The sequence below is a fragment of the Maricaulis maris MCS10 genome (genome assembly GCF_000014745.1).
Lineage (GTDB): Bacteria > Pseudomonadota > Alphaproteobacteria > Caulobacterales > Maricaulaceae > Maricaulis > Maricaulis maris_A.
This window is the reverse complement of record NC_008347.1, coordinates 1,149,506-1,173,885: the sequence shown is the minus strand read 5'-3', so window position 1 is coordinate 1,173,885 and position 24,380 is coordinate 1,149,506. Positions and strand designations below refer to the sequence as shown.

27 protein-coding genes and 1 tRNA gene are annotated in these 24,380 nt (G+C 63.4%); 10 read left to right on the top strand and 18 right to left on the bottom strand.

Annotated elements, in window-relative coordinates:
- Positions 1-273: 273 nt before the first annotated feature.
- A complete protein-coding gene (locus MMAR10_RS05590) occupies positions 274-1,170 on the bottom strand; it encodes a hypothetical protein (protein ID WP_011643017.1) in 897 nt (298 codons plus the stop codon).
- A 206-nt stretch (positions 1,171-1,376) separates the two neighbouring features.
- Between MMAR10_RS05590 and MMAR10_RS16085 the strand changes: the two genes are divergently transcribed.
- The 3 genes from MMAR10_RS16085 (at position 1,377) to MMAR10_RS05575 (ending at position 3,259) form a co-directional block, all read left to right on the top strand.
- On the top strand, positions 1,377-1,937 hold the full coding sequence (locus tag MMAR10_RS16085) for a PAS domain-containing protein (protein WP_011643016.1): 561 nt from the start codon (positions 1,377-1,379) through the stop codon (positions 1,935-1,937).
- A gap of 58 nt (positions 1,938-1,995) precedes the next feature.
- Complete coding sequence (locus MMAR10_RS05580) at positions 1,996-2,619, top strand: PilZ domain-containing protein (protein WP_011643015.1); 624 nt, start codon at positions 1,996-1,998, stop codon at positions 2,617-2,619.
- Positions 2,620-2,734: 115 nt separating this feature from the next.
- Positions 2,735-3,259: a DUF4339 domain-containing protein gene (locus MMAR10_RS05575; protein WP_011643014.1), complete on the top strand. Its 525-nt coding sequence runs from the start codon at positions 2,735-2,737 to the stop codon at positions 3,257-3,259.
- Between the two features lie 23 nt (positions 3,260-3,282).
- Here MMAR10_RS05575 and MMAR10_RS05570 read toward each other — a convergent pair whose 3' ends face one another.
- Positions 3,283-3,813, bottom strand: a complete 531-nt coding sequence (locus tag MMAR10_RS05570; protein WP_011643013.1) for a gamma carbonic anhydrase family protein — start codon at positions 3,811-3,813, stop codon at positions 3,283-3,285.
- 300 nt (positions 3,814-4,113) lie between these two features.
- On the opposite strand from MMAR10_RS05570, the gene MMAR10_RS05565 reads away from it, so the two are divergent.
- Positions 4,114-4,875, top strand: coding sequence for a PhoH family protein (locus MMAR10_RS05565; RefSeq protein ID WP_011643012.1), 762 nt, complete (start codon positions 4,114-4,116; stop codon positions 4,873-4,875).
- Between the two features lie 109 nt (positions 4,876-4,984).
- Here MMAR10_RS05565 and MMAR10_RS05560 read toward each other — a convergent pair whose 3' ends face one another.
- From MMAR10_RS05560 to MMAR10_RS05515, 10 genes are all read right to left on the bottom strand, one after another.
- Positions 4,985-5,482, bottom strand: a complete 498-nt coding sequence (locus MMAR10_RS05560; RefSeq protein ID WP_011643011.1) for a hypothetical protein — start codon at positions 5,480-5,482, stop codon at positions 4,985-4,987.
- Entirely contained in the window at positions 5,479-7,056 is a 1,578-nt protein-coding gene (locus MMAR10_RS05555) for a glycine betaine ABC transporter substrate-binding protein (RefSeq protein ID WP_011643010.1), read from the bottom strand. Before MMAR10_RS05555 ends, MMAR10_RS05560 begins: the two co-directional genes overlap by 4 nt.
- Positions 7,053-7,832, bottom strand: coding sequence for an ATP-binding cassette domain-containing protein (locus MMAR10_RS05550; RefSeq protein WP_011643009.1), 780 nt, complete (start codon positions 7,830-7,832; stop codon positions 7,053-7,055). Before MMAR10_RS05550 ends, MMAR10_RS05555 begins: the two co-directional genes overlap by 4 nt.
- Positions 7,829-8,053 (bottom strand): DUF3126 family protein, encoded by a 225-nt coding sequence (locus tag MMAR10_RS05545; protein ID WP_011643008.1) that lies wholly within the window; start codon positions 8,051-8,053, stop codon positions 7,829-7,831. Before MMAR10_RS05545 ends, MMAR10_RS05550 begins: the two co-directional genes overlap by 4 nt.
- 114 nt (positions 8,054-8,167) lie before the next feature.
- Entirely contained in the window at positions 8,168-8,992 is an 825-nt protein-coding gene (cysE, locus tag MMAR10_RS05540; RefSeq protein ID WP_011643007.1) for a serine O-acetyltransferase, read from the bottom strand.
- On the bottom strand, positions 8,992-9,597 hold the full coding sequence (locus tag MMAR10_RS05535) for an NUDIX domain-containing protein (RefSeq protein WP_011643006.1): 606 nt from the start codon (positions 9,595-9,597) through the stop codon (positions 8,992-8,994). Before MMAR10_RS05535 ends, cysE begins: the two co-directional genes overlap by 1 nt.
- 36 nt (positions 9,598-9,633) lie before the next feature.
- Entirely contained in the window at positions 9,634-12,783 is a 3,150-nt protein-coding gene (locus MMAR10_RS05530) for an efflux RND transporter permease subunit (protein WP_011643005.1), read from the bottom strand.
- On the bottom strand, positions 12,780-13,112 hold the full coding sequence (locus tag MMAR10_RS05525) for a hypothetical protein (RefSeq protein WP_011643004.1): 333 nt from the start codon (positions 13,110-13,112) through the stop codon (positions 12,780-12,782). Before MMAR10_RS05525 ends, MMAR10_RS05530 begins: the two co-directional genes overlap by 4 nt.
- An 18-nt stretch (positions 13,113-13,130) precedes the next feature.
- A complete protein-coding gene (locus MMAR10_RS05520) occupies positions 13,131-13,919 on the bottom strand; it encodes an efflux RND transporter periplasmic adaptor subunit (RefSeq protein WP_011643003.1) in 789 nt (262 codons plus the stop codon).
- Positions 13,920-14,009: 90 nt separating this feature from the next.
- Positions 14,010-14,657, bottom strand: a complete 648-nt coding sequence (locus MMAR10_RS05515) for a TetR/AcrR family transcriptional regulator (protein WP_011643002.1) — start codon at positions 14,655-14,657, stop codon at positions 14,010-14,012.
- 115 nt (positions 14,658-14,772) lie between these two features.
- Between MMAR10_RS05515 and MMAR10_RS05510 the strand changes: the two genes are divergently transcribed.
- Complete coding sequence (locus tag MMAR10_RS05510) at positions 14,773-15,399, top strand: nitroreductase family protein (RefSeq protein WP_011643001.1); 627 nt, start codon at positions 14,773-14,775, stop codon at positions 15,397-15,399.
- A 93-nt stretch (positions 15,400-15,492) separates the two neighbouring features.
- On the opposite strand, the gene queF is transcribed toward MMAR10_RS05510, so the two are convergent.
- Both queF and MMAR10_RS05500 read right to left on the bottom strand, forming a co-directional pair.
- Entirely contained in the window at positions 15,493-15,954 is a 462-nt protein-coding gene (queF, locus tag MMAR10_RS05505) for a preQ(1) synthase (protein ID WP_011643000.1), read from the bottom strand.
- A gap of 40 nt (positions 15,955-15,994) precedes the next feature.
- A complete protein-coding gene (locus tag MMAR10_RS05500; RefSeq protein WP_011642999.1) occupies positions 15,995-16,474 on the bottom strand; it encodes an Lrp/AsnC family transcriptional regulator in 480 nt (159 codons plus the stop codon).
- 205 nt (positions 16,475-16,679) lie between these two features.
- Between MMAR10_RS05500 and ald the strand changes: the two genes are divergently transcribed.
- The gene (ald, locus tag MMAR10_RS05495; protein WP_011642998.1) at positions 16,680-17,795 is read left to right on the top strand and encodes an alanine dehydrogenase; all 1,116 of its coding nucleotides are present in this window, start codon (positions 16,680-16,682) and stop codon (positions 17,793-17,795) included.
- 160 nt (positions 17,796-17,955) lie between these two features.
- On the top strand, positions 17,956-18,615 hold the full coding sequence (locus tag MMAR10_RS05490) for an HAD hydrolase-like protein (RefSeq protein WP_190273959.1): 660 nt from the start codon (positions 17,956-17,958) through the stop codon (positions 18,613-18,615).
- A gap of 81 nt (positions 18,616-18,696) precedes the next feature.
- Here the strand turns inward: MMAR10_RS05490 and MMAR10_RS05485 are convergent, their stop codons facing one another.
- The 3 genes from MMAR10_RS05485 to MMAR10_RS05480 form a co-directional block, all read right to left on the bottom strand.
- The gene (locus MMAR10_RS05485; RefSeq protein ID WP_011642996.1) at positions 18,697-19,659 is read right to left on the bottom strand and encodes an NAD(P)H-dependent flavin oxidoreductase; all 963 of its coding nucleotides are present in this window, start codon (positions 19,657-19,659) and stop codon (positions 18,697-18,699) included.
- 123 nt (positions 19,660-19,782) lie between these two features.
- Positions 19,783-19,938, bottom strand: a complete 156-nt coding sequence (locus MMAR10_RS17030; RefSeq protein WP_190273958.1) for a hypothetical protein — start codon at positions 19,936-19,938, stop codon at positions 19,783-19,785.
- A 139-nt stretch (positions 19,939-20,077) separates the two neighbouring features.
- Positions 20,078-20,686: a DNA-3-methyladenine glycosylase family protein gene (locus tag MMAR10_RS05480; protein WP_011642995.1), complete on the bottom strand. Its 609-nt coding sequence runs from the start codon at positions 20,684-20,686 to the stop codon at positions 20,078-20,080.
- Between the two features lie 135 nt (positions 20,687-20,821).
- On the opposite strand from MMAR10_RS05480, the gene MMAR10_RS05475 reads away from it, so the two are divergent.
- The 3 genes from MMAR10_RS05475 to MMAR10_RS16080 all read left to right on the top strand — a co-directional run bounded on the left by MMAR10_RS05475 (position 20,822) and on the right by MMAR10_RS16080 (position 24,243).
- Positions 20,822-21,265 carry a DUF2946 domain-containing protein gene (locus MMAR10_RS05475; RefSeq protein ID WP_011642994.1) on the top strand — a complete coding sequence of 148 codons (444 nt, stop codon included), beginning with the start codon at positions 20,822-20,824 and terminating at the stop codon, positions 21,263-21,265.
- 68 nt (positions 21,266-21,333) lie between these two features.
- Complete coding sequence (locus tag MMAR10_RS05470; RefSeq protein WP_011642993.1) at positions 21,334-23,451, top strand: TonB-dependent receptor; 2,118 nt, start codon at positions 21,334-21,336, stop codon at positions 23,449-23,451.
- Between the two features lie 54 nt (positions 23,452-23,505).
- Positions 23,506-24,243 (top strand): PepSY domain-containing protein, encoded by a 738-nt coding sequence (locus MMAR10_RS16080; protein WP_011642992.1) that lies wholly within the window; start codon positions 23,506-23,508, stop codon positions 24,241-24,243.
- Between the two features lie 33 nt (positions 24,244-24,276).
- On the opposite strand, the gene MMAR10_RS05460 is transcribed toward MMAR10_RS16080, so the two are convergent.
- A tRNA-Leu gene (locus MMAR10_RS05460) sits at positions 24,277-24,363 on the bottom strand.
- Between the last annotated feature and the right edge of the window lie 17 nt (positions 24,364-24,380).

Below are 24,380 nucleotides of genomic sequence, written 5' to 3'. Positions count from 1 at the left end.
CAGGTCCAGGGGCACTAAACGACCGACCCTCAGTACCTGACGCATTGGAATCGGGGGCGAGAGCGTCCGGGAAATCTCCGCGAACGGGATGTCGGCGATGTCACGTTTTTCAAATCAAACCGGTTGACGGCATTGGCCGACATCCCGTTCCCCTCCCATCCAAAACGCCAGGCGCAAGCGCCGTGGCGACATTGGCGCTTGGGGACACAAAAAATGCCCCGACCTGAAACCAGGCCGGGGCAGTCAGTGGATGATGATGTCTTGAAAGTCTGATTAGCGATAACCGCCGACGCCGCCGTCCAGCATGAGCGTCATGGAGACCGTCTGGCGGCTTTCACGCGAGACCTCGCGTTGCATCCGTTCGGTGTAGCGTTCCTCGCGGCGCATGAAGACCATTTTCACACCGGGCCCGTGCATGCGCAGGAGCGAGCGTTCATTGCAATTGCGGCGCGGGATCTGGGTTTCGCAACGAAGATTGCCGCCGGCTGTATGGCGCAGAGCCTCGCCCTTGCGGCACATGATGGTGGGCGCGTCGTCCCAGTTGTAGACTCCATCCAGGACCCAACCGATCGTGGTCTGCATCGCCGTACCGGCCATGCAGCGGAAAATTTCACCGTCATACGTGGTGCCGACGCGATCATCCGCATCGACACGCGAGGCCGGGTGCGGTGTGCCGTTGTCGTCCACGCAGACAGACCGGACAACCCGCCATTCCTCGACCCAACGGGTGCGCTCTTCCTCGTAATATTCGTACTCGGTCTCTTCCTCGACACCGACGACATTCAGCCCGGTAATCGCGGTCGCGGCCGGCGCTGTCGTCATCGGTGTGTAGGAGCCACCACCGATGAAGGTCACAGCACCCGCGCCCGCACTTGCGCCGGCCCCGGCATTGGCGTTGGCCGACGCGTTGACATTGACATTGGTATTCACATTGACCCGCGTCGAGACATTGACGCCGACATTGATGTTGCCGCCATGGATATTGATGTTCGGGACATTGACCGTGTGACCACCGCCATGGGTGCAGCAGGAGGGCGGCGGAGGCGGTGTACAGCATCCGTCGCCACCGCCACTGCCACCGCCGCCACCGCCGGCCGAAGCCGGTGCAGCAAACAGGGCGAACGCAGCGGTCGCTGGGATCAAAAAGGCGTGCCGGGCTGAAACGCGCATGGTCGTGCTCCTTACGTATTGCCCCCGGTCTTGCAAACGCAGGGCCAATTGGAGGGCTTGCCGTCATTTGCCGATTTCGCGCACCCGATGAATGCCGCCAGACCGCTTTCCCGCCACAGGGGTATGGCCCCGATCTTGAAGCGGGACAGGCATGAACGTCGGCCCGTGTGCCACGTCTCAACCCGACGGAATGAGTGGAGACATCCATGCGCCATGCGCAATCACAGGCCCTGCATGCCTACTGGCAGACCCGACGCCAGGGCGGCGGCGCACCGCACCGTGCCGATATCGAACCCCAGGACATTGCGCGGCTGCTGGGCTATGTCTTCATCCTGTGGCGTGCCGATCCGCAACACCACATATTCCGACTCGCCGGCACCCATCTGTGCGACCTCTATCAACGCGAATTCCGCGACCAGAACTTCCTGTCGCTGTGGCGCGGTCATGATCGCACCCATGTCCAGGCCGTGCTCGAGGCGTCGATTACCGGTTCGGCGCCGGCCTCGCTGATCGCCCGGGCCTCCAGCCTCGACATGCACCAACTGCCCGTCGAGATATCCTTCCTGCCCCTGCGCGGACCATCGGGAACCATCGACCGGACGCTGGGCCTGTTCCAGCCACTCGACTCAACCGACGCCTTCAAGGGTCGCCCGGTCGTCCGCACATTACTGCGCGAGATCCATCCACCGGCACTGCCCGACCGCATTTTTCCCGGTCTCGGGGTCGATACGGGTCTGGGCGCCCAGAAGGTTGCAAACGATCAGTGACGGCAAAACCTTTTTAACGCCTTGCGCCTAGAGTGCCGGTTCGCAGGAGGTCATTGCGATGAATGACGAACCCGGCCGGCTCGACCGACGCAAGATAAAGATTGCCGCCCGCGGCGCCCAAGAGCGCCGGCGGCATGCCCGTGTGCCGCTGCAATTGCACGGCCGGTTCTGGTCCGAAGCGAATGGTGAGCACGCCTGCCGCCTGGTCGACATTTCGCCCGGTGGCGCCCGCATCATTGCGCGGCTGAATCTGGCCGCTGAAACCCGCATCGTCCTGATGATCACATCGATCGGCCGCATTGAAGGCCAGGTCGTGCGCCAGAGCGGAGAAGAGATCTCGATCCGCTTCAATGCCCCGCTTCGCAAGCGCGACAAGCTGGCAGACGCGATCACCTGGCGTTTCAACAAGGACCGTCTCGGTCTTGAAGAGGATCGCACGGCGCCGCGCAAGCCGGGCCGCGGCCGGGCCCGCATCCTGTTGTCCGACGGCGTGGTCATTCAGGCCAATGTCGTGGACGTTTCGGTCACCGGCGCAGCCTTCGAATGCCTCGAACGCCCGCGTGTCGGTGAAGGCCTGCGTGTCGGGGAGATGTCAGGACGTGTGGCGCGCATTCTGGACAATGGCTTCGCGGTCGTGTTCGATCCGCCTGAAGCCACGGCCGCGGGCCACGAAGCAGCATAAATGAGTCGCTGATCGCCAATTTGTTCGCCTTTTCGGGGTCCTCCCCAATTGCGGCCCGATTCTTGCCGTATCAGGGTGATAGGCGGTACGTAACAAAGTGCAAAAGAGATCTGAAATGCCTCGCGATGATGGAATCGCAATGTCCTGGTTTGTGAAAGTCGAGGGTCGTGTCTACGGCCCCTATACCCCCCAGCAGATGAAAGCCTTCGTTGGCGAGGGACGCATTGCTGCGCATTCCCATGTCTGCCCGGAGCGAGATGGTCTGTGGCAACAAGCCTCGGACATCGACGCCTTCCGTGAATGGCTCGGCGAATCAAAGACTTCTCCGGAACCGGAAAAACGGGTTACGCCCGGCGCCCGACCGGCAAATTTCGTCGTCATCGCCGAGATCCAGTCTGAAAACGGCGCTGAATTCCACAAGGCCCTGTCTGCCTATGGTGATCTTGAGTCGATCACCGGCAATGTCTGGCTGTTGCGCGGCCCCACCACGTCGGCGGTCTTGCGCAATGAGCTCAGTCACATTTTGGGACGCGACGACAAGCTGCTCGTGATCGATGCCTCGCATGATCGCGCCGCCTGGTTCAATCTGGGTCGCGATGCCGACCAGAATATCCGCGAATTGTGGAGCCGCGCCCACTAGACCGGGCCGGCACCACCTTTGCCTCAGTCAATCCGGCGCAGACCGGCCTTGTGCCGTTTCCAGTTGGCGACGTAATGATCGGCCGACGCCTTGAGCAGTTCGGCCATATCCGGTCCCAGTGTCTTCATCACGCGTCCCGGCGATCCGACCACCAGAGAATTGTCAGGAATTTCCTTGCCTTCCGTGATCAGGGCATGGGCTCCAATCACACAATTCCGGCCGATTTTGGCACCGTTCAGGATTGTCGAACCGATGCCGATCAGGCAGCCATCGCCGATCGTGCAGCCGTGCAGCATGGCCTGGTGACCGATGGTGACACCTTTGCCAATGGTCAGCGGAATGCCCTCATCTGTGTGCAGGACCGCGCCGTCCTGGACATTGGAGTTCTCGCCGATCGTGATCGGATCATTGTCTCCGCGGATGATGGCGCCATACCAGACGCTGGCACCCGGCTCGAGCACGACCCGACCGATGACCTCAGCGCTCTCGGCGACCCAGAATTCATCGGCTCCCGGCACGGTCGGGCTCGAATCGCCCAATGCATAGATCGCCATTTCGGTCTCCCACTATCTTTTGCGTGAATTATTCGCGACACGGTCGTTCAGATCTTCTTCACCGGGTTACACTGACACTGTAACCGCGATTCGAGACCTGCCCATCCGGCCTCGCATCGTTTCGGCAACTCCAAGGGAGGCACCGGGTAGACGGTATGAACAGTCTGCGACCCAGCCCGCCAGGATCATCCGGTTCATCCGGATCCCTGCCCTTCGAGTCCCTCGAATCGTTTTCGTTGCAATGTGTCTTCGCCCCTCGCCTTCCGGCCGAGGGGTTTTTCATGTGTGGAGGTTCCAGCCATGGGTAAGCGTATCGTCAAACGTCGCCAGCGTGCCGAGTTCAACACGGCACACTATCAATCCGAAGAAACAAAGGTTCGTGCTCTCTTTCCTGGCACCAATTGGTCACCCGACGCCAGGGAGCCGATGCGGGACCAGCGCTTCATCAAGAATGTGAAACCGCGCTCGGATGGCCAGGCCGTCCTGATGAAGTCGATCGAGGACCACAATCTGATCCTCGCCCTGGGGCCGGCTGGCACCGGCAAGACCTTCCTCGCCGTCGCCAAGGCGGTCGAGGCGCTGGAGGCCGGACAGGTCAGCCGCATCGTGCTGTCCCGTCCCGCTGTCGAGGCCGGCGAATCGATCGGTTTCCTGCCTGGCGCCATGGAGGAAAAACTCGCCCCCTATCTGCGACCGCTCTACGACGCGCTGGCAGACCGGCTCAGCCCGAAAAAGCTCAAGGCGATGATGGCCGAGGGCCTGATCGAGATCGCGCCGATCGGTTATATGCGCGGCCGCACGCTGAACAACGCCTTCGTCGTCGTCGACGAGGCCCAGAACTGCACCTATGGACAGCTCAAGATGCTGCTGACGCGGCTGGGCTGGAACTCGACCATGGTTGTCACCGGCGACCCGGCCCAGACCGACCTCCTGCCGGAAATGTCAGGCCTGGCCCAGATCGCCGACAAGATGGAAGAGCTCGACGACATCGCGGTCTGCCGACTGGCGGCCGAAGACATCGTCCGCCATCCACTCGTGGCGACCATGCTGACGGTTCTCTGATCCGCAGCGACTGACCAGAAAAGACACAATCCACGCATTGATCGGGGCGCGGAGCTAGCCAGCTTCGCGCCCTTTTCCTTCACCAACCGGGCGGTCCGGTCGTTGCGGCTCAATGCAAGGTGACGGGCTTCTTGCGATAGCGGACGAGAATCCGCAGTGTCAGCGGGTGCCGCGCGTCAGGGTCGAGGCCCAGCTTGATCATTTCGGTCCTGGCCCGCTCGCGAAGCCGCCGGGCCCTCAGATACTGGATCGCCACGAAGGCCGCGATCAGCAGATAGGCCAGGTATTCGGCCACGCCATACCAGTCCGGCAGGAACAACCACACGCCCAGCGCGGCCATCGCCGCCAGGATGATATCCAGTGGCCAGCCCTCCGACGGATCAAAGAAAGCCAGGACCGGGAAAATAGACTGATCGATATCGCCTTCCGGATCGATCAGGGCGAGCAACCGGTCAACCTCCGCCGACTGGGTCGCCCAGATCCGGTTCAACTGGCTCATTTCGGTATAGGGCTCGGCTCCGAGCGGCAAATCCTTGTTGAGCAACATGCAGGCGCGCATCAACCACTCGCCGTCCTGAAGACGTCCGGCTCCGACATAGCCACTCATTGATTGCCTCCCGCACCCGCCTGCAAATGGTCCGACAGCCAGATTGCCGCCTGGTCCGGCGTCTGACGATCCAGATCGACAAGGCGATTGGCCTCACGCATCGCTTCACTGTCGATCGCACCAATCAGGCCGGACAACGCCTCGACCAGGGCCGGATTGGCTGCCGCATCGGGCGACAGAAGGATCACCGCGTCATAGGGCGGCAACACCGCCAGTGGATCGGCGAGGACCAGCAGGTCAAACGCCGCAATGCGGCCGTCAGTCGTATAGGCAGAGATCAAGTCGACCTGGCCGTCCCGCACAGCGCCATACATGAAGGCGGCATCCATGGCGCGGGTTTGCATCGCCCCGAGGCCGTAGCGGTTGCGGGTGTTCACCCATTCGGGCCGCGAAAAGACCTCCGCATCGCCTCCGACACTCATGCCTTCGGCCTGGGAAGCAAGGTCGGCGAGACTGTCGACTCCCAGCGCTTCGGCCCGGTCGCGGGCCATGGCAAACCCGTAGGCGTTTTCAAATCCCAGCCCGCCAAGCGCCAGAATGCCGTGTTCGGCGTACAGCCAGCCGGTCATCTCGGCGAGCATCGCATTGCGGTTGATCGGCTCGGAACGGTTCATCACCGTCGCCCAGATTGTGCCGGTATAGTCGATATAGACGTCGATCTCGCCCGTGCGCAGGGCATCGAAGGCGATGGTGGAACCCAGATTGTCGAGCCGGTCGACGCGGGCCCCGGCCTCTTCCAGACGCGTCTGCATCAGGGCACCGAGAATGTATTGCTCGGTGAAGGCCTTGGCGCCGACCACAACAGTCTGATCGGCAAGGGTGTCGGCACCGTCCTGAAGCGCCACGACCGGCCCCGCCCCTCGGAACACAGCGGCCGGCACATAGCGCGGTGCGATGGTGATGACGACCAGTGCCGAAAGCGCGACGCCGACAGCGACCGCCAACCCCTTGCGGCGATCCCGGGCGGCGACTTCCAGCAAGCGGATGATCTGATCCAGCGCAATGGCCAGCCCGGCCGCAAACAGGCAGCCGAACAGGACGGACAGCCAATTGCGGGTCTGCAGGCCGGCAAAGATGTAATTGCCCAGGCTGGAGGCCCCGACCGGCGTTGCCAGCGTCGCCGCGCCAACCACCCACACCACCGCCGTACGCAATCCGGCGACAATGACCGGCAGGGCCAGCGGCAGCTCGACCTGCCACAGCCGTTCACGCGGCGTCATGCCGATGCCGCGGGCAGCCTCGCGCACAACCGGATCAAGGCCCTGGAGCCCGACAATCGTGTTGCGCAGGATCGGCAGGATCGAATAGAGCATCAGCGCCAGGAAGGCTGGCGCATAACCGATCATCCCGCCAAGAAGCGGTACCATCAATGCCAGCAGGGCAAGGCCGGGAATGGTCTGGATGACGCTGGCCGCATTGAGCACGACCGCCGCCAGGCGCGGTCGGGACGCCGCAAGAATTCCAAGCGGCAGGCTGATCGACAGGCCGACCAGTATGGCCGCCAGCGACAACAGCATGTGTCCGGCGAGAAGGTCCGGAAGTTCAGCCCAGCGCTCGGCGAGATTGCTGCTCACTGCGCCAGCTCCGCGATGGCCCGCATCTGGCGGCGCGGCGTTTCAAGCAGGTCGGACACATAATCATCGGCCGGCGCGCTCATCAATGTGTGCGGCGTGCCCTGCTGGATGATGCGGCCGTCACGCATCACCGCGACTTCGTCGGCCATGATTAGGGCTTCGGCCATGTCATGGGTGACCATCACGGCAGCAAAGCCGAGTTCGCGCTGCAAATCCCTGAAATCCTGTTGCAGCCCGTCCCGGGTGATCGGGTCGAGGGCGCTGAACGGCTCGTCCATCAGGACCAGTTCCGGATTTCCGGCCAAGGCTCGGGCGAACCCGACCCGCTGCCGCTGCCCGCCTGACAGTTCGCCTGGCATACGCTCACCGAATTCGTGCGGGTCGAGGCGCACCATGTCCAGCATCTCGCGGACCCGCAACTCGATCCGGGCGGCGTCCTGACCGGCCATGGCGGGGATCAGCCCGACATTGCGGCGGACGCTCATATGGGGAAACAGCCCGTCGCCCTGCATGACCCAGCCGATCCGGCGCCGCAGCGCGACCGCGTCCTGGCTGGCGACAGCCTCTCCCCCAAACATGATCGAACCGCCCGAGGGTTCCTCGAGGCGGTTGATCATTTTAAGCAGGCTGGTCTTGCCGCACCCGGATGCGCCCGCAAGGACAAGGAGTTGCCCCTTTTCAACCCTGAGCGATACGCCCCGCACGGCCTCGACATGGCCCGCATAGGTCTTGGAGACATCACGGACCTCAAGGACGGGAGGCGCAGCTTCGCTCAAAGATCTTCCAGGTCGATGTCCAGAATGGTGATTTCAAACGAGTATGAGGTCTCGCCCTCATCGATGATCTTGGCGACCACACCGAGGCACTCATCGCCAATATGGATTTCGGCGCACTCATCGGGACGGTTGCGACACTGCACGACCATCTCCGGGTTGAGCTTGGCCTGCAGGAACATCTGGAGCTTGGCAGCTTCCAGCATGGTCATGTTCTTGTTCACGGGATCATTCTCCGGTCGGGGGATTCGAAGTCGGCGCCAACTAACCCTATGCAGGGGGGGCACGTCCAGTCAGATGCTGCCCGAGCGCAATGCCGAAACGCATACGAAGCGCGCTCAGCCGGAGCCTTGGGGAAGGCTCTGGTCCATGCTCTTTGCCGGTTCATCACAGCAATTGCCGACGATCTTGGCGGGCACACCGGCAACGGTGCAGCCGGCAGGGACCGGATGCAGCACGACCGATCCGGCCGCGATGCGGGCACCATCCCCGACGGTGATATTTCCCAGCACCCGGGCACCAGCCCCGATGAGGACGCCCTTGCCGATCTTCGGGTGACGGTCTTCGTGTGCAGCACCCGTACCGCCCAGGGTCACTTCATGCAGGATCGAACAATTGTCGCCCACAACAGCAGTCTCACCGATTACCACCGAGGTGGCATGATCGAGCATAACGCCCCGCCCGATCCGGGCGGCCGGGTGGATATCAAGGCCGAAGCGTTCGCCTACACGGCTTTGCAGATGAAAGGCCAATGTCTGACGGCCTTCATTCCACAGCCAGTGCGCGACCCGGTGCGCCTGCAGGGCGTGATAGCCCTTGAAGTACAGAAAGGGCTGCAACAGGGACAGGCAGGCCGGGTCCCGCTCGTCGATCGCAATCATGTCGGCGGCGGCCTGCTGTACAATATCCGGATCACCGGCGAGCGCTTCTTCGGCCACATCCCTGGCCAGCATGGAGTCGAGCTGGGCATCCGCCAGCTTTGCAGCAATGCGATAGGCCAGGGCTCCCGAAAACTTGTCGTGACGCAGAATGGCCGCGTTCAGGAAACTTGCGAGGATCGGTTCCTCGGCGGCCGCCGACGCAGCTTCGACACGCAGCCGTGCCCAGATGGACTCGATGCCGGTCCGGGCTTCGACAGGTTCTTCGACTTGGCTGAGTGACATCACGCTCTCCTCGCGCCTTGATCCAGCATGGCAGCGGCCAGATCGGCGTCCAGCTCACCCTCTCGGGCCATGTAGTATGCCTTGAACAGCATCGCCACCGTCAAGGCGTCAGTAATCCGGCCCGATTGCACCTCGTCCAGCGCCTCCCGAAAGGGAATGTCCCGCGTCCGCAGATCTTCCGTGCCTTCCGGGTCCGCTTCACCCGGCACCAGGCCAGTCGCCAGAAAGCCGATCGCCGCCTCGTCTGTGACCGAGTTGGAGAGGTCCATGTGCAGAATTTCCCGCCAGTGACTCGCGGTGTAGCCGGTCTCTTCGCGCAATTCCCGCGCCGCCTCCGCCAACGGGTCAGCATCGAGAGCCCCGCCACCTTCGGGGATTTCCCAACTGTATCGATCCTGCGGAAAGCGGTGCTGGCCGACCAGGATGATCCGGCCATCGGCAAGGACGGGCAAGATGGCAAGGGCGCGATTGGCGAAGCCGACCACCCCGTAAATGCCGGCCTTGCCGTCCGGTCGAGTGACCGAATGCTCGGTCACTCGGACCCAGTCGTTGCGATAGACCTCGCGGTCGTCATGCACTGTCCACGGACCCCGCATCCGGCTCATGCTGCACCTTCGTCCTTGTTGATGGCCAGACCAGAGCTAGGCGTGTTCGCCCAGACCGGGCAAGTGCGCCCCTTCCCGCCGTGACCGCTCGCGCTGCAGGGCATCGGCGAGGCGGCGCTTCTTCTCGGACAATCGGGTCAGGAAAGTGAAGGCCGCCGGGGCGAAGACCAGAGCCAGCAGGGCCGAGCCGGCGACACCGCCGACCATGGCAGCGGCAAAGGGAAGCCAGAAACTGTCGCCGGACAGGATGAGCGGTATGAATCCGCCGATCGTGGTCAGCGTGGTCGAGATGATGTGCCGCGTGGCGTCTATCACCGTGGTTTGCACGGCGCCTGCCTCCAGCGCCACGGCGGCCGGGTTGGCACGCAGCGCCGACAGCACGACGATGGCGCCATTGATCGACAGCCCCATCAGACCCATCGAGCCGACAATGGCATTGAAGCCCAGCGGAGTCCCGAAAGCCCAGACACCGAACATGGCCAGGCCCACGGACAGGAAGGCAACGACAAAGATCACGCCCGCATAGCGGAAGGAGTTGAAGGCCAGGACGACCGACCCGATCATCAGGACCAGCAACGGCAAGGCAGTCCCGAACAGACCGGCCATGGCATTGCCCCGCTCCGCAGCCTCTCCGGCGATCTGCAACTCATAGCCGGGCGGCAGGACGATGCCGGCCTCGTCGAGAGCCGAGAAGAAATGCTCGAGTGCCGGCGCCGGCAGGGTGTAGGGGTCGAGATAGCCATAGATCGTGTTGACGCGGCGGCCATTCTCATGGGGGATTCCGGCCACTTGCGGCGCCAGAACAACTTCTCCCAGAGCGGCCATCGGCGCTGACAGGATGTCCTGCCCCGGTGTCGCAAGAGGAGAGGCGGAAACGGCTGACAGGCTGGAACGCCGCGAGTCACGGGCAATGACCCGAACCGGCAATTCCTGGACACCTTCCAGCACGCTTCCGCCTACAACGCCGTCCAATTCGCCCCGCAACCGGTTGGCGAGGTCATCGAGACGAATTCCGGCAAGTTCTGCAGCGGCCTCATCGGCCATGATCCGGGCTACCGGCTCACCCATTTCCAGCAGGGCGAGCGTATGGGTAACGGTCGGAGTTTGCGCCAGCACGGCGCGGATTTCATTACCGAGCCGGTTCAGCTCGGACAGTTCAGGTCCGACCAAGACCAGTTCGATCGGGGCCGGGATGGGTGGGCCCTGCTCGAAGGGAAGGGTCAGCAGTCGGGCATCGGGGAATTCCGACATCACGCGGCGCTGCAGGTCCGGCAGGATGCGCGCCGTGGCCTCCGGCGACGCCATGTGCACAAAGCCGGAGGCATAGCTGGAAACGCCCGATTTATTGCCAACCACATTGTAATAGGTCCGAGGTGCACTCTCGCCGATCACCCAGGAGACCCGTTCGACATCCGGATAGGACTCGATCAGCGCGGTGGCACGCTCGGTCTGGCGCCGCGTTTCCCCGATCGACGTCGAGGACGGCAATTCCAGCGAGAGCTGGAACATGTCTCGATCAGTCGGCGGGAAGAATTGCATTGGCAGGGTGGAGGCCGCCACAAAGCCGGCAATCGGCAAAAGCAGGCCGCCGACAAGGCCGGTCCAGGGGCGACGGGTCACCGCATCCAGCACGGCCCGGTAGGGGCCGGCAAACGGGCCGGCTCCTATTCCCTGCCGCCAGAAACGTCGTGGCCCGCCGGTGATGGCCGGATCATCGAACCAGGCCGCAAAAGCGCCGACCACGGTCATGGCAAGGATGAAGGATGAGACCACGGCGAAAATCACCGATATCCCGATCATCGAAATGAATTCGCCCGCAGCCCCCGGCATCAAGGCAATCGGGGCGAAGGCAAAAACCGTCGTCAGGGTCGACGCCAGCAAAGGCGCGAACAGGTGCCGCACGGCCCGGTCCAGCGCATCAAGGGGGCCGGCACCGCGCCCCCGCATCAACCGGTATTCATCAACGACGACGATGGCATTGTCGATCAACAGGCCAAGCGCAACCACGAGGCCGGTCACCGACATCTGGTGCAGCGGCTCGTCATAGAGGCTGGTCAGCAACATCACGGCCAGAACGGTCAGCGGCAGGGCCGACCCGACGATCAGGGCCGCGCGCCAGCCCATCATCAAGAAGAGGACAGCGAACACAATCAGCGCCGAATAGCCCAGATCGCGTGCCAGGCCGCTCAGGCGGCTGTCGACATAGTCGGCCTGGCGAAAAATCGTCTCGATCTGTACGCCGGGAACCGAGGCGGCGAATTCGGCAACAACGGCATCGGCGGCATCGGACCAATGGTCGACACGCAATTCCGGCTGAAGATAGGCCGCCACAAAGACGGCGCGGCGCCCATTGGTGGTCGCCAGCGCATCAACGGGGGAGCGGGCGCCCTTCTCCACTTCCGCGACATCGCCGACCCGGATGAAACCGCCATCCGGCCCCTCACCCAGCGCGATCGACCGGATCCGGTCCAGGCCATCAAACTCACCGGCAATTTCAACATTGAGGTCCACGCCGCCTGCGCGCAGTTCACCGGCCGGTGACTTGGCGTCGGCACTGGCAGTCAGGCGGGCCAGATCGGCCATGCTGAGGCCCAGGGCCGCCAGCGTATCGGGATCGGCAAGAATTCGGATTTCTTCCTCGACCTCGCCAAAGACAGCGGTCTCTTCAGTGCCGTCCATATTGCGCAGACGGGACTCAAGGTCTGCCGCAAGGCGCGACAGGATGGCCGGGTTCTCGGTCCCCGCTCCGCCCCAGCTGAGCGAGACAATCATTGTCGCCGCACCCAGATACTGGCGCCGAACATCCGGCGCGACCACGCCCTGTGGCAAAGTGGGCCGGACACTCTCGACCTGCTCGCGGATCTGCGTCCACGCCTGGTCGACCTGTGTGGCATTGAGGTCTTCACGGATCTGCAGATGGACGACCGACACGCCCGATTGTGAGGTCGAACTGGTGTCCTCGATCTCGGCCAGCTCGTGGATCGCGTTTTCGATCGGCTCGGTCACCAGCGCTTCGACGCGCTCGGCCGAGGCGCCGGGGAAAGCGGTCACGACCAGACCGAAACGTTCGGTCAGTGAGGGGTCTTCCTGCCGCCCCAGCGTCAGCAAGGCGCCGATTCCCGCCGCGACCAGCAGGATGACCGCCAGGACGGTCAGTCGGGAGTAGCGGAAAAACAGGGTGCTCATCGAGCCTGCACCTCAGGCACCGCCGGCACGACGATCTGGCCAGGGGTAATGCGCTGCAGTCCGGATGCGAGCAGCAGCTCGCCATCGGCAACGGCTCCGCGGACATAGATCCGCTCGGCTTCAACGCGGACAGTTTCGACAACCCGCGGCTCGAGCTGGAAGGTCCCGGAGTCGGCCGGTGCCAAAACATAGACTGACCACAACCCACGCCGTCCCTCGGCCAGAGCTGCTGTCGGAACCCAGAACCCGTCCGTGCCGATCGGCGTCCGGACGGTCAGTCTGGCGATCTGGCCAGCCGCGACCGACTGACCGGGCGCGAGATCAAACACGGCCGTGACGGTCCGGGTCTAGCGATCAACGACGCTCGAGGAGGCGCGGAACCGGGCAGTCACCGGCTCGCCTCGACCGTTCACCATGAACAGGGCGGGATCGCCGGGGCTGAAATCGCCCGCAACCGATTGCGGCAGACCGACATTGATCTCCAGCTGATCCAGCTCGACCAGTTCGAGCAGAGGCTGTCCCGGTGACGCGATCGCACCTTCGTCAGAACGGCGGGCTGTCACTACACCGTCAAAAGGCGCGACCATCAGGGACAGGTCGAGTTGCACCCGCAAGGCGTCGGCAGCCGCTGCGGCGGCGTTCTGGCGTGCGAGGGCGGCCCGGGTCGAGGTGCGGACCTCGTCAAACCGCTGTTGTGAGATGTGACCGCGCTCCAGCAACTGGGCCTGCCGGCTTTCGGTCTCGCTGGCGAGCGCCGTCTGGGCGGCGGCCTCGGCAGTCTGGGCTTCAGCGGCCGCGATCTGCGCCTGCACAGCCCGGACATCCAGGCGCGCCAGCACATCCCCGGCAACGACCCGGTCGCCGACATCCACAAGCACGCGGTCGATACGACCGGCGCGCTCGAATCCGAGCGCACTCTGGCGGCGAGCCGCGATCAGGCCCGGAAAGAACTCGGCTATACTGGCCTGCGGATCATGACTGGCGGTGATCACGGAGACGCTGATGGGTGTGGGGGCGGCGGCAACGAGATTCGCTTCAGCCCTCAGGGCCGTCACGCCAAAGACCAGTATGGCAACCAGAAGCGCTGCCAGGCTGACAGCTGCACCGGCGCCAAGACGCCGTTTGTAAAGAGACATGTGAACACCCTCGTCCTGTCACTGACGAGGACATAGGTGATTAAATACCGTTTGAAAAGTGAACGTCGTTCACATTTATTCGAATACCAATTATTCGGTTTTGGTGAGCCCGCGCATGATCATGTCCATATGCAGGTCGATCACCGAGTCCATGGTGACGTGCTCGGATCGCGGCATGCCATTGGGAAAGTCGTCAATACAGACGATCAACATGGTCAGGCCATGCAGGCTGGCCCAGACGCTCTTAGACGCGACATGCGGGTCGATCTCGCGGAACGTCCCTTCCTGCTGGCCCGCCTGGATCATGTCGACCAGTTTTTCCTCGGCCTCGAACGCCACTTCCTTTTCATCATGCAGGTGAGGCTTGGCCGTCACCGACGGGGAGAAGGCCATCATGTAGTGATTGGGCTCTTCCATGCCAGTCTCGACATAGGCGCGCATGCAACGGGCGCAAAGCGGCCCAGTTTCACCGCCCTCCTCCATCGCCGCATGGATGCGCGCGAGCAAGCGCTCGAAAAACATTTCACGGATCGCCGTGAACAACTCATCCTTCGACGCGAAATATTTGTAGATGGCGGCCGGAGAGTAATCGATGGCTTCCGCCAGGCGACGCATCGATATCCCCTCCTCCCCCTCCGAGGTGAAGATGGTCTCGGCGGCGTCGATGATAGCCTCGCGCACCTTGCGGCGACGGCGGTCAGCCGGCGTGTCATCTTCAATGGCGATTTCAGCGTTCATACTTGATACGTATCCCCAACGAACTCATTTTGAGTGCAGTCCCCGACAACAGGTATACCGACCACGGACCGTTCAGGTCAAAGATAGTCTCGCAGTTGGCAAGGTGCCGATCATAATGAATGACCCTGAAATCACGCAGTTTCCCGCACCCGGCGACCAGCTCCCACCCTGCAATCCCTGCGAAGGCACGCTGACACTGCTGGCTCGCCGGCGCTCCACGACAGCGGTCACCATGACAGGACCCGGCCCGTCGCAGCATCAGATCGATCAGCTGTTGCGCATCGCCGCTCGCGTGCCGGACCACGGCAAGTTGGCGCCCTGGCGCTTTCTGGTTTTCGATGGCGATTCTCGAGCCAGGATTGGTCGGGAGCTAGGCGAAGTCTTTGCAGCAGCCAATCCTGATGCGACCGCCAGCCAGATCGAATTCGAGACCAATCGCTTCGTCCGCGCGCCGCTGGTAGTCGCGGTCATTTCCCGAGTGATCGAACGGCACAAGGTCCCGGAATGGGAGCAGATTCTATCCGCTGGCGCAGCCTGCCAGAACCTGCTGATCGCCGCATCTGCGATGGGCTTCGCGGCGCAGTGGCTCACCGAATGGTATGCGTTCGACCCGGCCATCAAGGACGCCATGGGTCTGCGCTCGGGAGAGCGCATCGCCGGCTTCATCTACATCGGTACCGGACCACAAGAGGTCCAGGAACGCCCGCGGCCCGAACCTCAAATCGACCGTTGGAACGGCTAGTCACCCTGTCAGACAGGCGTCTGCGGGACGGAGCGCCCTGACACCCACCCCACTGCCGGGCCCGGCGATGGGCCAGTCGTCGCGATCGGAGCCTCAGCCCCGACCGCGATAGCCGGGCACGTCCTGATCCGGGATCCAGACACCCTTGGGCGGCTCGCCAGTCGCAAAGAAGACATCGATCGGAATTCCGCCACGCGGATACCAATAGCCGCCAATACGCAACCAGACCGGGTCCAGCTCCTTGACGAGGCGCTGGCCGATACCCGTGGTGCACGCCTCATGGAAGGCGCCGTGATTGCGGAAGCTGCCGAGATAGAGCTTCAGCGACTTGCTCTCCACAATCCAGTCACGCGGCACATAGTCGATCACCAGGTGCGCGAAATCCGGCGCGCCGGTCACCGGGCAAAGCGAGGTGAATTCCGGGCAGACGAAGCGCGTCATGTAGGGCGCATCACACGGATTGGCGACGCGCTCGAGCGCAGCTGTGTCCGGATTGTCGGGCAGCGGGGTGGATGTCCCGAGCTGGCCCAGATTGTCGTAGCGATTATCAGTCATGGCGCCGACTTAGTCCCCGCCCCGCCTGGAGGCAAGCCTCTCAATTGACCGCCACCTCGTCCGGCACCGGCATGGCGGTGCGTGAGAAAACCCGGCGGATGGTGAAGCTGGAGACCAGTCGTGTCACGCCCGGCAGGCTCGACAGCACTTCACGATGGACGCGCTCATAGTCATTTGCATCGCGCACCAGCACCCGAACCAGATAGTCCGCATCACCGCTCATGAGATAACATTCCATCACTTCCGGCACGTGCTCGACTGCCTCTTCAAAGGCAACGAGCGTATCGCGCTTCTGGTTGTCGAGCGTGACCTGGACATAGACGGTGATGCCCCGACCCAGGGCAAGTTCCGACAGGATCGCTACATAGCGGTCAATGACACCGGCATTCTCCAACGCCTTGACCCGCCTATGGCAGGCCGAGGCCGACAGTCCGACCCGCTCGGCAAGCTCGGCATTCGTCAACCGCCCCTGTTCCTGCAGACGGTTGAGTATAGAGATATCAACGCTATCAAGGCGCAAGGCACACCCTCCCGATCAAAGCGGCAAATTCCGCACATCATTCTGGCTTGTCGCGAAAAGTTGGTATATACGTCGCAATCAGCACCGAATGTTGCACGATAATTCACAACAATCGGTTTGAGTTGTCAATTTCAATCGCGCAGGCTGCTTTCCGGTCAAGATTATCGAAGGAAGCAGCGCACTGCCCAGCCCTTGAGGGATGATCATGCGTATCGGGGTGCCCAGAGAAATCAAAGTCCGCGAATACCGGGTTGGCCTGACGCCCAACAGCGTCGCGGAATTCGTGCGCCACGGCCACGAAGTCGTCGTCGAAACCGATGCCGGTGAAGGCATCGGCTTCAGCAATGATGACTACATCGCGGCCGGCGCCTCTATCATGCCGGACGCGGCCGCCGTCTTCGACGCGGCGGAAATGATCGTCAAGGTGAAAGAGCCCCAGCCGTCCGAAACGGCGATGCTGAAGCCGCACCACACGCTCTATACCTATCTCCATCTTGCAGCCGACCCGGTGCAGGCGGAAGGTCTGCGCAAGTCGGGCTGCCTGTCGATTGCCTATGAAACAGTGACCGATCGCGAGGGCCGCCTGCCCCTGCTCACCCCGATGAGCCAGGTCGCCGGCCGCATGTCCGTCTCCGTTGCAGCCCATTGCCTGATGAAAGCCCAGGGCGGTCGCGGCACCATGCTGGGCGGCGTGCCCGGCGTGCTGCCGGCCAAGGTGGTGATCATCGGCGGCGGCGTTGCCGGCACCCATGCGGCTGAAATGGCGATCGGCGCCCGCGCCGACGTGACCGTGTTCGATCGCTCCAACCGCCGCCTGGCCGAGCTGGACGAACAATTCTCCGGCGCCGTAAAGACCGCCTATTCGACCCAGGCCGCGCTCCAGGATGCCGTCCGCGAAGCCGACGTCGTCATCGGCGCCGTTCTGATCCCCGGCGCTGCGGCACCCAAGCTGGTGACCCGCGAGATGCTCAAGGAGATGAAGGATGGCGCCGTGCTTGTCGACATCGCCATCGACCAGGGCGGTTGCTTCGAGACCTCCAGGGCCACCACGCATGACGACCCGACCTACATCATCGATGGGGTTGTTCACTACTGCGTCGCCAACATGCCGGGCGCCTATGCCCGCACGTCCACGCTGGCCCTCAACAACGCAACCCTGCCGCTGGGCCTCGAGATCGCCAACAAGGGCACCAAGCGGGCGATCAACGAAAATGCCTACTTGCGCGAAGGCCTGACGACCGCCGATGGCGAAGTCTGCCACCAGCTGGTCGCCGACGATCTCGGCCTGCCCTGCGTCAAGCCGGGCTGGCTCGAAGGCTGATCGACAAGACCCATGTCAAAGTCATCGGGGCGGGCATCGCAAGATGTCCGCCCCTTTGCTTTTCGGGCTGTCACGGTTACAGCGTGCAACTGTCACAAGAATCGGAAAGCCTGTGACGCTCAAGCCGTTGGTCAAGCGCGGCGACATGGGAACAGGGCACGTGCAGAACCGTTTTGATCTGGTCATCTTCGATTTCGATGGCACCTTGGCCGACAGCCTGACCTGGTTCCGGGGTGAACTGCCCGACCTGGTGGACAAGCACGGTCTTACCCCGATCTGCGCCGACAGGGCTGAAACACTGCGGGGGCTGACGCCCAAGGCCATCATGGACGAGCTGTCCATCCCGGCCTGGAAACTCCCCTTCATTGCCGCGGACGTTCGCGCCCGGGCCGCCGAGAATGTCGACAAGATCCACCTGTTCGATGGCATCCGTGACTTGATCCAGGACCTTCGCGCCCGTCAGGTAGACCTCGCCGTGGTTTCCTCGAATGGCGAAACCGCCGTGCGCGCTGTCCTCGGCGAGCAACTGGCCGGCCATTTCAACCAGTTCGCCTGCGGGGCAGCCCTGTTTGGCAAGGCCTCAATCTTCCGCAAGGTGATCGCACGGGCCGGCACCACGCCCGCGCGAACCTTGTGCATCGGCGACGAGGTCCGCGATATCGACGCGGCGCGAGAGGCCGGCTGTGCTTCCGGTGCTGTTGATTGGGGCTTTGCGACGGCGGAAATACTCAGCGCGCAAGCACCGACCCATCTGTTCAGCCGCCCGTCTGAAATCATTGATCAACTCGGCCGAGTCGAATCGCGCCGGTCGAACGGCTGATCCTCGGCGCCGAAGAGCTCCAACGCAAAACCCCGCCCGGTTTTCACCAGACGGGGTTCATGATGGGTTGCGTAGAGTTGGCTATGCGAGCAGACGGGCTCGGGCGGCGTCATACTCCGCCTTCAGCTGGTCAATATAGTCAGCGGCCGGACGGACGGCCTTGACCGAGCCGATACCCTGTCCAGACCCCCAAATGTCTTTCCAGGCCTTCGCCTTGGAGCCGCCGCCAGAGCCGAAATTCATCGCCGAGGGGTCACTTTCCGGAAGGGCGTCCGGATCGAGCCCGGCATCGATGATGGATTTCTTGAGATAATTGCCGTGAACACCGGTGAAGAGGTTGGTGTAGACGATATCCTCAGCGGAGCCCTCGACAATGCCCCGCTTGTAGGCCTCTTCGGCACGGGCTTCGGCTGTCGCGATAAAGGCTGAGCCGATATAGGCATAGTCGGCGCCCATGGCCTGGGCCGCCAGAACACCGCCACCGGTCGAGATGGCTCCCGAGCAAAGGATCGGACCATCAAACCAGGACCGGGTCTCGGCGATAAAGCCGAAGGGCGACAGGGCGCCCGCATGTCCGCCGGCGCCGGCCGACACGCAGATCAGGCCCGTCGCGCCCTTCTCGATCGCCTTGTGGGCAAAGCGCTGGTTGATCACGTCATGCAGGGTAATGCCGCCCCAGCTTTTCACGGCCGTATTCACTTCCTCGCGCGCACCGAGCGAGGTGATGACAACCGGGACCTTGTATTTTTCACAAAGCGCGATGTCTTCTTCGAGCCGGTTGTTGGAGCGGTGGACAATCTGGTTCACCGCGAACGGCGCCGCCGGTGCATCCGGATTGGCGCGGTTGTAGCTTTCCAGCTCGGACGAAATCTGGTCCAGCCACTCATCCAGCTGACTGACCGGCCGGGCATTGAGTGACGGAAACGAGCCGACAATACCCGCCTTGCACTGGGCAATGACGAGGTCTGGATTGGAAATGATGAAAAGCGGCGCGCCTATGACAGGCAGGCGCAGCTTGCCCTTGAGGACATCGGGTTCGGCCATGAGAAATTCCCCTCTTAGATCGACCAGGCTCGCGATCGCTTCTATGGCGATCCGCGATTGAACAGGGTTCACTCCGGACGTTAGAGAGAGCGGTATGGGATGTCGAGCACGCGGTGAAGCGGCTTACTCATCATGACTGGCCGCCGCCTGCACGCCTTCACCCGCGCCGGAAAAAATCACGGCAAGGATGAGACCGATCATGACGCTGTCGGTCAGAAGCCAGCCGAGCAGCCAGCCGCCGGCGAACAGTCCGGCATCGATGAGTAGGCGTCTTGTCATTAGGGCATCAAGCCACCCGATCCCGGCCAAGATAAGGCCGTTTGGTGGCATGTTCAGCGGGACGCTGCGACATTCCGTCCCTGTTGTGCGTCGTTGGCCCGGCTGTAGCCGCCTGGGCCCGCGACGGGGAACAGCAATATCAGTCGGGGGGCGCATCGACATGGGCCCACATATAGTAGGCCAGCCAGGACCGGTATGGCTTGAACATTGCGGCCGTCCGCACGGTCTTGCGCCGCTTCGAGGTGAGGCGTTCCAGCGTCTTTCGGGCCGCGACATCGCCATCAGGCCAGACATCCGGCTCGCCGAAATAGAAGATGTTCATCATGTCGGCAGTCCATTGGCCGACGCCCCAGATTTCGGTCAGGCGTTCGGTCCGTCCGGCAATGCTCATGTTTTTCAACGCCTCGGTATCAAGACCGACCGACCGGTGCGTCTCGGCAATCGTGATGATGGTTCGGGTCTTGGCGCCCGAAAGGCCGCAGGCGCGCAAGGTCTCGGTGTTCTCGGGACAGAAATGATCCAGCAGCGGCTGCCTCCCGGCGCTGGCCTCGACACGCCCCCAAATGCTCTGCGCCGCCTTGACCGATATTTGCTGGCCGGAGATTGCCCGGCACAGATAGTCGGGAAATGGCAGATCATTGCGCCGCGGCAGCTGCAGCGGCCCCAATCGGCGCAGGGCCGCCTCCAGTTCGGGGAAAAGCGGCGCGGCACAATCGAGCAACTGGCGATGGACATCACGATGCGGCATGCCCGCAGGCTAGCGCCAAGCCGCACCCGGGTCGATATCAGCACCACAGCAAATCCGGCCGCCATCGGGACACCTGACCCGCTGCAGGTATTGCCGAAACGGCGTGCCAGACCGGCAAGCGGTGTGATTTGACGCATGGCAAAGCCGGATGACCAGTGCTACCGGCGGCCCATGATGTCGGATCTGGGACATATGCGCGGTATCCTTGCCCGGTGGCTGTTTGCCCTCGCGGTCATCGCCGCTGTGCAACAATCCGCCATCCCGCGCGGCTATATGCTCGATCGCAGTGATAGCGGCCAGCTGGCCGTTGTCCTGTGTACCGGCCAGGGCTCGATCACACGCTGGCTAGACCTGGAAAGCGGCGAGCTCAGCGAAGAGCCCGGTGACGGGCAGACCGGCAATACGGCCCAGCATTGCGCCTTTGCGGCCGCGACCTCGCTACTGGCCCTGCCACAAGTCGCGGACCTGGCTCCGCCACCCAATGACTTCCCGCTCGCAACACCCGCCCGCACCGTACGGGTTGCTGTCGCGCGCCAGCAAGCCCGGCCGCCGGCCCGGGGCCCGCCAGCCACGCTCTGATTCCGTCCTTACCCTTCTGAATCAACGGCCCGACCGGCAGTCGCCGGCGTGCGCCCTGGAGCGTTTACATGTCCCGTTTCTCCCTGCAGCACAGCTGCGCCTTTTTCGCCCTGTCCGCTGGCCTGGCCCTCATGGCCCCTGCGGCATTTGCCCAATCCGCAGACAACCCGCTGACCGACATCATCACGGTCAGCACGCCGCGCCTGCAAAGCCCGACGCGCGATCAGCTCGACCCGCAGGAACAGCCTGTCATCGCCGCGCCGGACACAACCCATCTCCTTGCCCGGCTGCCGGGCGCTGCGGCGGTTGCCAACGGCGCCCTGTCCGGCCAACTCCAGTACCGCGGACTGTTCGGGCCGCGGCTGAATATCCGGGTCAATGATCAGATGATCGCCTCCGGCGGCCCCAACCTGATGGATCCGCCACTGCATTATGCGCCGTCTGTCCTGGTCGAGCGGATCGAGTTTGCGCGCGGTGTCAGCCCGGTCAGCGACGGGCCGGGCCTGGGCGGCGGCTTCGACGCCTCGCTGATCACCAGCACTTTCACCGACCAGGCCGGGTTCAGCCTCAGCCACACCCTCACCCTGGCTGCCCGCTCAGCCGATGCCAGCAGCGCCATTGGCGGCCTTGTCGGGCTGTCCAATGACAATTTGCGTGTTCATGTCCTCGGCTCTCATGAGACCGGCGGCGATCGCGAAACACCCTATGGCACGATCCACGGCAGCGCGTATGAGCGCAGCGTTTACGGTTTCGGCGCCGCCTGGCGCTCGGGTTCGCACACCCTGTCCGTCGACCTGCGCCGCAACGAGACCGGCCGGACTGGCAATCCGCCCTTCTCAATGGATATCCGCTTCATCGACACCGACACCGCACGGATTGCCTATCGCGGCGCCTTCGACTCGATCCGCCTGGACCTGGCGGCCGGCTGGAGTGATGTCGGTCATGGCATGAATAACTTCTCGCTGCGCCCGGCGCCGGGATCACCAATGATGTGGCGCGAGACCTTCGCCTATGCCGAGAGCCGCACCCTCTCGGCCGCTCTCGCCCTTGCCGCCATGGGCGGCGAATTGCGGGCCGGGATAGACCATGCCGACATCGCCCACGACGTCACCATCACCAATCCGATGAATGCGGATTTCTACCTGCACAACCTGCCTGATATCGACCTCTCCCGGACCGGCGCCTTCGTCGAATGGGGCGGCCCGATGATAGCCGGATGGCAGGGCGAGCTTGGCCTGCGGGTCGATCGTCACGAGGCGAGCGCCGGCCTCGCCGCAACGGGGAGCGCAGTGCCCGCCATGCCGGGCATGCTCGCCATGGTTGCCAATATGGCCGATCGCGACTGGCAGGGCAGCACGCTTGATGCGGCCCTGCGCCTGTGGCGGCCGCTGTCGGAGACAGTTACGGTCCGCCTCAACCTCGCCCGCAAGACCCGCGCGCCCGGCTATCTGGAGCGCTTCGCCTGGCTGCCAACTGCAGCCAGCGGTGGCCTGGCGGACGGCAATACCTATGTCGGTGACCTGGAGCTGGAGCCGGAGACCGCCTGGATCGCCGAGGCCGGGTTGGACTGGTCCAATGCTCAGGCCTATGCCCGCCCGACCCTCTTCATCCGCCGTATCGACGACTATATCCAGGGCGTGCCCTTCGACGCGACGCCGGGCCTGATCAACTCGCCGGTCGAAATGGTGTCGGCCATGAATGGCGACCCCACCCCGTTGCGCTTTGCCAATGTCGATGCCGAACTGTTCGGGCTGGACGCTAATTTCGGCTACCGGATCGATGCTCACTGGCGTCTCGACGGGGCCGTCAGCTGGGTGCGGGGCAAGCGCCGCGACATCAAGGACGACCTCTACCGCATCGCGCCGGCACACCTGCGGATTGGTGCCAGCTATGACGCCGAGACCTGGACGGTGACGCTGGAGAGCCTGGCGACCGCCCGGCAGGACGACGTGTCGCTGGCCAATGGCGAAACGGCCACGCCGGGCCAGGTCGTGGCGAACCTGTATGGTCGTTGGGACGTCCGGCCGGGCGTTTCGCTTGCCTTGGGCGTGGAAAACCTGCTGGATCAGCCTTGGCGTGACCATCTTGCCGGGGTCAACCGCAATGCCGGGTCCGATATCGGCCTCGGTGAGCGACTGCCCGGCTATGGCCGTTCTTTCGGCCTGCGCCTCGCCATTCGAGGCTAGACCGGATCAGGGCCGCGCCGGCAGGCCCGGTGCGGCCCCAATGGAGGACGAGACATGAAACTCTTTCGACTGATGGGCCAGATCCATCTCTGGCTGGGCGTGGCCTTTGGCGTGCAGGTGATGTTGTGGCTGATCTCCGGCCTGGTGATGGTCATCATCCCGATCGAGGAGATTCGGGGCGAGCATCTGCGTCACGAGGTGAGCGAACGAGCGATCGACTGGAGCGACGGGGCCCTGCCGCTCGCCAGCATCATCAATGCGCAGACCAGCGAAGTCGTGTCGGCCCGAACCGGCTGGCTGGCAGGCCAACCGGTCTGGCAGCTGGAGACCGGCGAGGGGCCGGTCATGATCGACGCCCGAAGCGGTGACAGCCTGTCGCCGATCAGTGCCGAGCTCGCCCGCAATATCGCCCTGGCGCGCCAGAACGGGCTGGGTGAGATCAGCGCCATCAACCGCATTGCCGAGCCACCACGCGAAGCCGGCCTCTCCGTCCCGGCCTGGCGGATTGATTTCGAGGCCGGAGACACCACGCCGCCGGTCACCTTCTACATCAACAGCCAGACCGGCGAGCTGCGCGCCGTGCGCACCACTGCCTGGCGGGTCTATGACGTTTTCTGGGGCATACACATCATGGATTGGTCGAGCCGGGAGAACTTCAATTCCTGGTGGATCAAGGTGACCTCGATCATCGCCATCCTGTTCGGCCTGGCCGGCGTCTATCTGACCGTCCATCGGCTATGGATGATGGTCCGGCGGAGGAAGGCGGAACGGCTTGGAGGAGTCGGCTCCTGACCGCCGAGGGCGACCGACGACAGCATGGAAAGCTGGTGCGGGCGGCCGGACTTGAACCGGCACGACCTTGCGGTCGACAGATTTTAAGTCTGCTGCGTCTACCGATTCCGCCACGCCCGCAGGTCGGTATCGGGCAA

What these genes read in the sequence shown, in the direction of transcription:
- MMAR10_RS05590 (WP_011643017.1), bottom strand. Translation starts at nt 1,170, where the DNA reads ATGCGCGTTTCAGCCCGGCACGCCTTTTTGATCCCAGCGACCGCTGCG.
- MMAR10_RS16085 (WP_011643016.1), top strand. Translation starts at nt 1,377, where the DNA reads ATGCGCCATGCGCAATCACAGGCCCTGCATGCCTACTGGCAGACCCGA.
- MMAR10_RS05580 (WP_011643015.1), top strand. Translation starts at nt 1,996, where the DNA reads ATGAATGACGAACCCGGCCGGCTCGACCGACGCAAGATAAAGATTGCC.
- MMAR10_RS05575 (WP_011643014.1), top strand. Translation starts at nt 2,735, where the DNA reads ATGCCTCGCGATGATGGAATCGCAATGTCCTGGTTTGTGAAAGTCGAG.
- MMAR10_RS05570 (WP_011643013.1), bottom strand. Translation starts at nt 3,813, where the DNA reads ATGGCGATCTATGCATTGGGCGATTCGAGCCCGACCGTGCCGGGAGCC.
- MMAR10_RS05565 (WP_011643012.1), top strand. Translation starts at nt 4,114, where the DNA reads ATGGGTAAGCGTATCGTCAAACGTCGCCAGCGTGCCGAGTTCAACACG.
- MMAR10_RS05560 (WP_011643011.1), bottom strand. Translation starts at nt 5,482, where the DNA reads ATGAGTGGCTATGTCGGAGCCGGACGTCTTCAGGACGGCGAGTGGTTG.
- cysE (WP_011643007.1), bottom strand. Translation starts at nt 8,992, where the DNA reads ATGTCACTCAGCCAAGTCGAAGAACCTGTCGAAGCCCGGACCGGCATC.
- MMAR10_RS05535 (WP_011643006.1), bottom strand. Translation starts at nt 9,597, where the DNA reads ATGAGCCGGATGCGGGGTCCGTGGACAGTGCATGACGACCGCGAGGTC.
- MMAR10_RS05530 (WP_011643005.1), bottom strand. Translation starts at nt 12,783, where the DNA reads ATGAGCACCCTGTTTTTCCGCTACTCCCGACTGACCGTCCTGGCGGTC.
- MMAR10_RS05520 (WP_011643003.1), bottom strand. Translation starts at nt 13,919, where the DNA reads ATGTCTCTTTACAAACGGCGTCTTGGCGCCGGTGCAGCTGTCAGCCTG.
- MMAR10_RS05515 (WP_011643002.1), bottom strand. Translation starts at nt 14,657, where the DNA reads ATGAACGCTGAAATCGCCATTGAAGATGACACGCCGGCTGACCGCCGT.
- MMAR10_RS05510 (WP_011643001.1), top strand. Translation starts at nt 14,773, where the DNA reads ATGAATGACCCTGAAATCACGCAGTTTCCCGCACCCGGCGACCAGCTC.
- queF (WP_011643000.1), bottom strand. Translation starts at nt 15,954, where the DNA reads ATGACTGATAATCGCTACGACAATCTGGGCCAGCTCGGGACATCCACC.
- ald (WP_011642998.1), top strand. Translation starts at nt 16,680, where the DNA reads ATGCGTATCGGGGTGCCCAGAGAAATCAAAGTCCGCGAATACCGGGTT.
- MMAR10_RS05485 (WP_011642996.1), bottom strand. Translation starts at nt 19,659, where the DNA reads ATGGCCGAACCCGATGTCCTCAAGGGCAAGCTGCGCCTGCCTGTCATA.
- MMAR10_RS17030 (WP_190273958.1), bottom strand. Translation starts at nt 19,938, where the DNA reads ATGACAAGACGCCTACTCATCGATGCCGGACTGTTCGCCGGCGGCTGG.
- MMAR10_RS05480 (WP_011642995.1), bottom strand. Translation starts at nt 20,686, where the DNA reads ATGCCGCATCGTGATGTCCATCGCCAGTTGCTCGATTGTGCCGCGCCG.
- MMAR10_RS05475 (WP_011642994.1), top strand. Translation starts at nt 20,822, where the DNA reads ATGGCAAAGCCGGATGACCAGTGCTACCGGCGGCCCATGATGTCGGAT.
- MMAR10_RS05470 (WP_011642993.1), top strand. Translation starts at nt 21,334, where the DNA reads ATGTCCCGTTTCTCCCTGCAGCACAGCTGCGCCTTTTTCGCCCTGTCC.
- MMAR10_RS16080 (WP_011642992.1), top strand. Translation starts at nt 23,506, where the DNA reads ATGAAACTCTTTCGACTGATGGGCCAGATCCATCTCTGGCTGGGCGTG.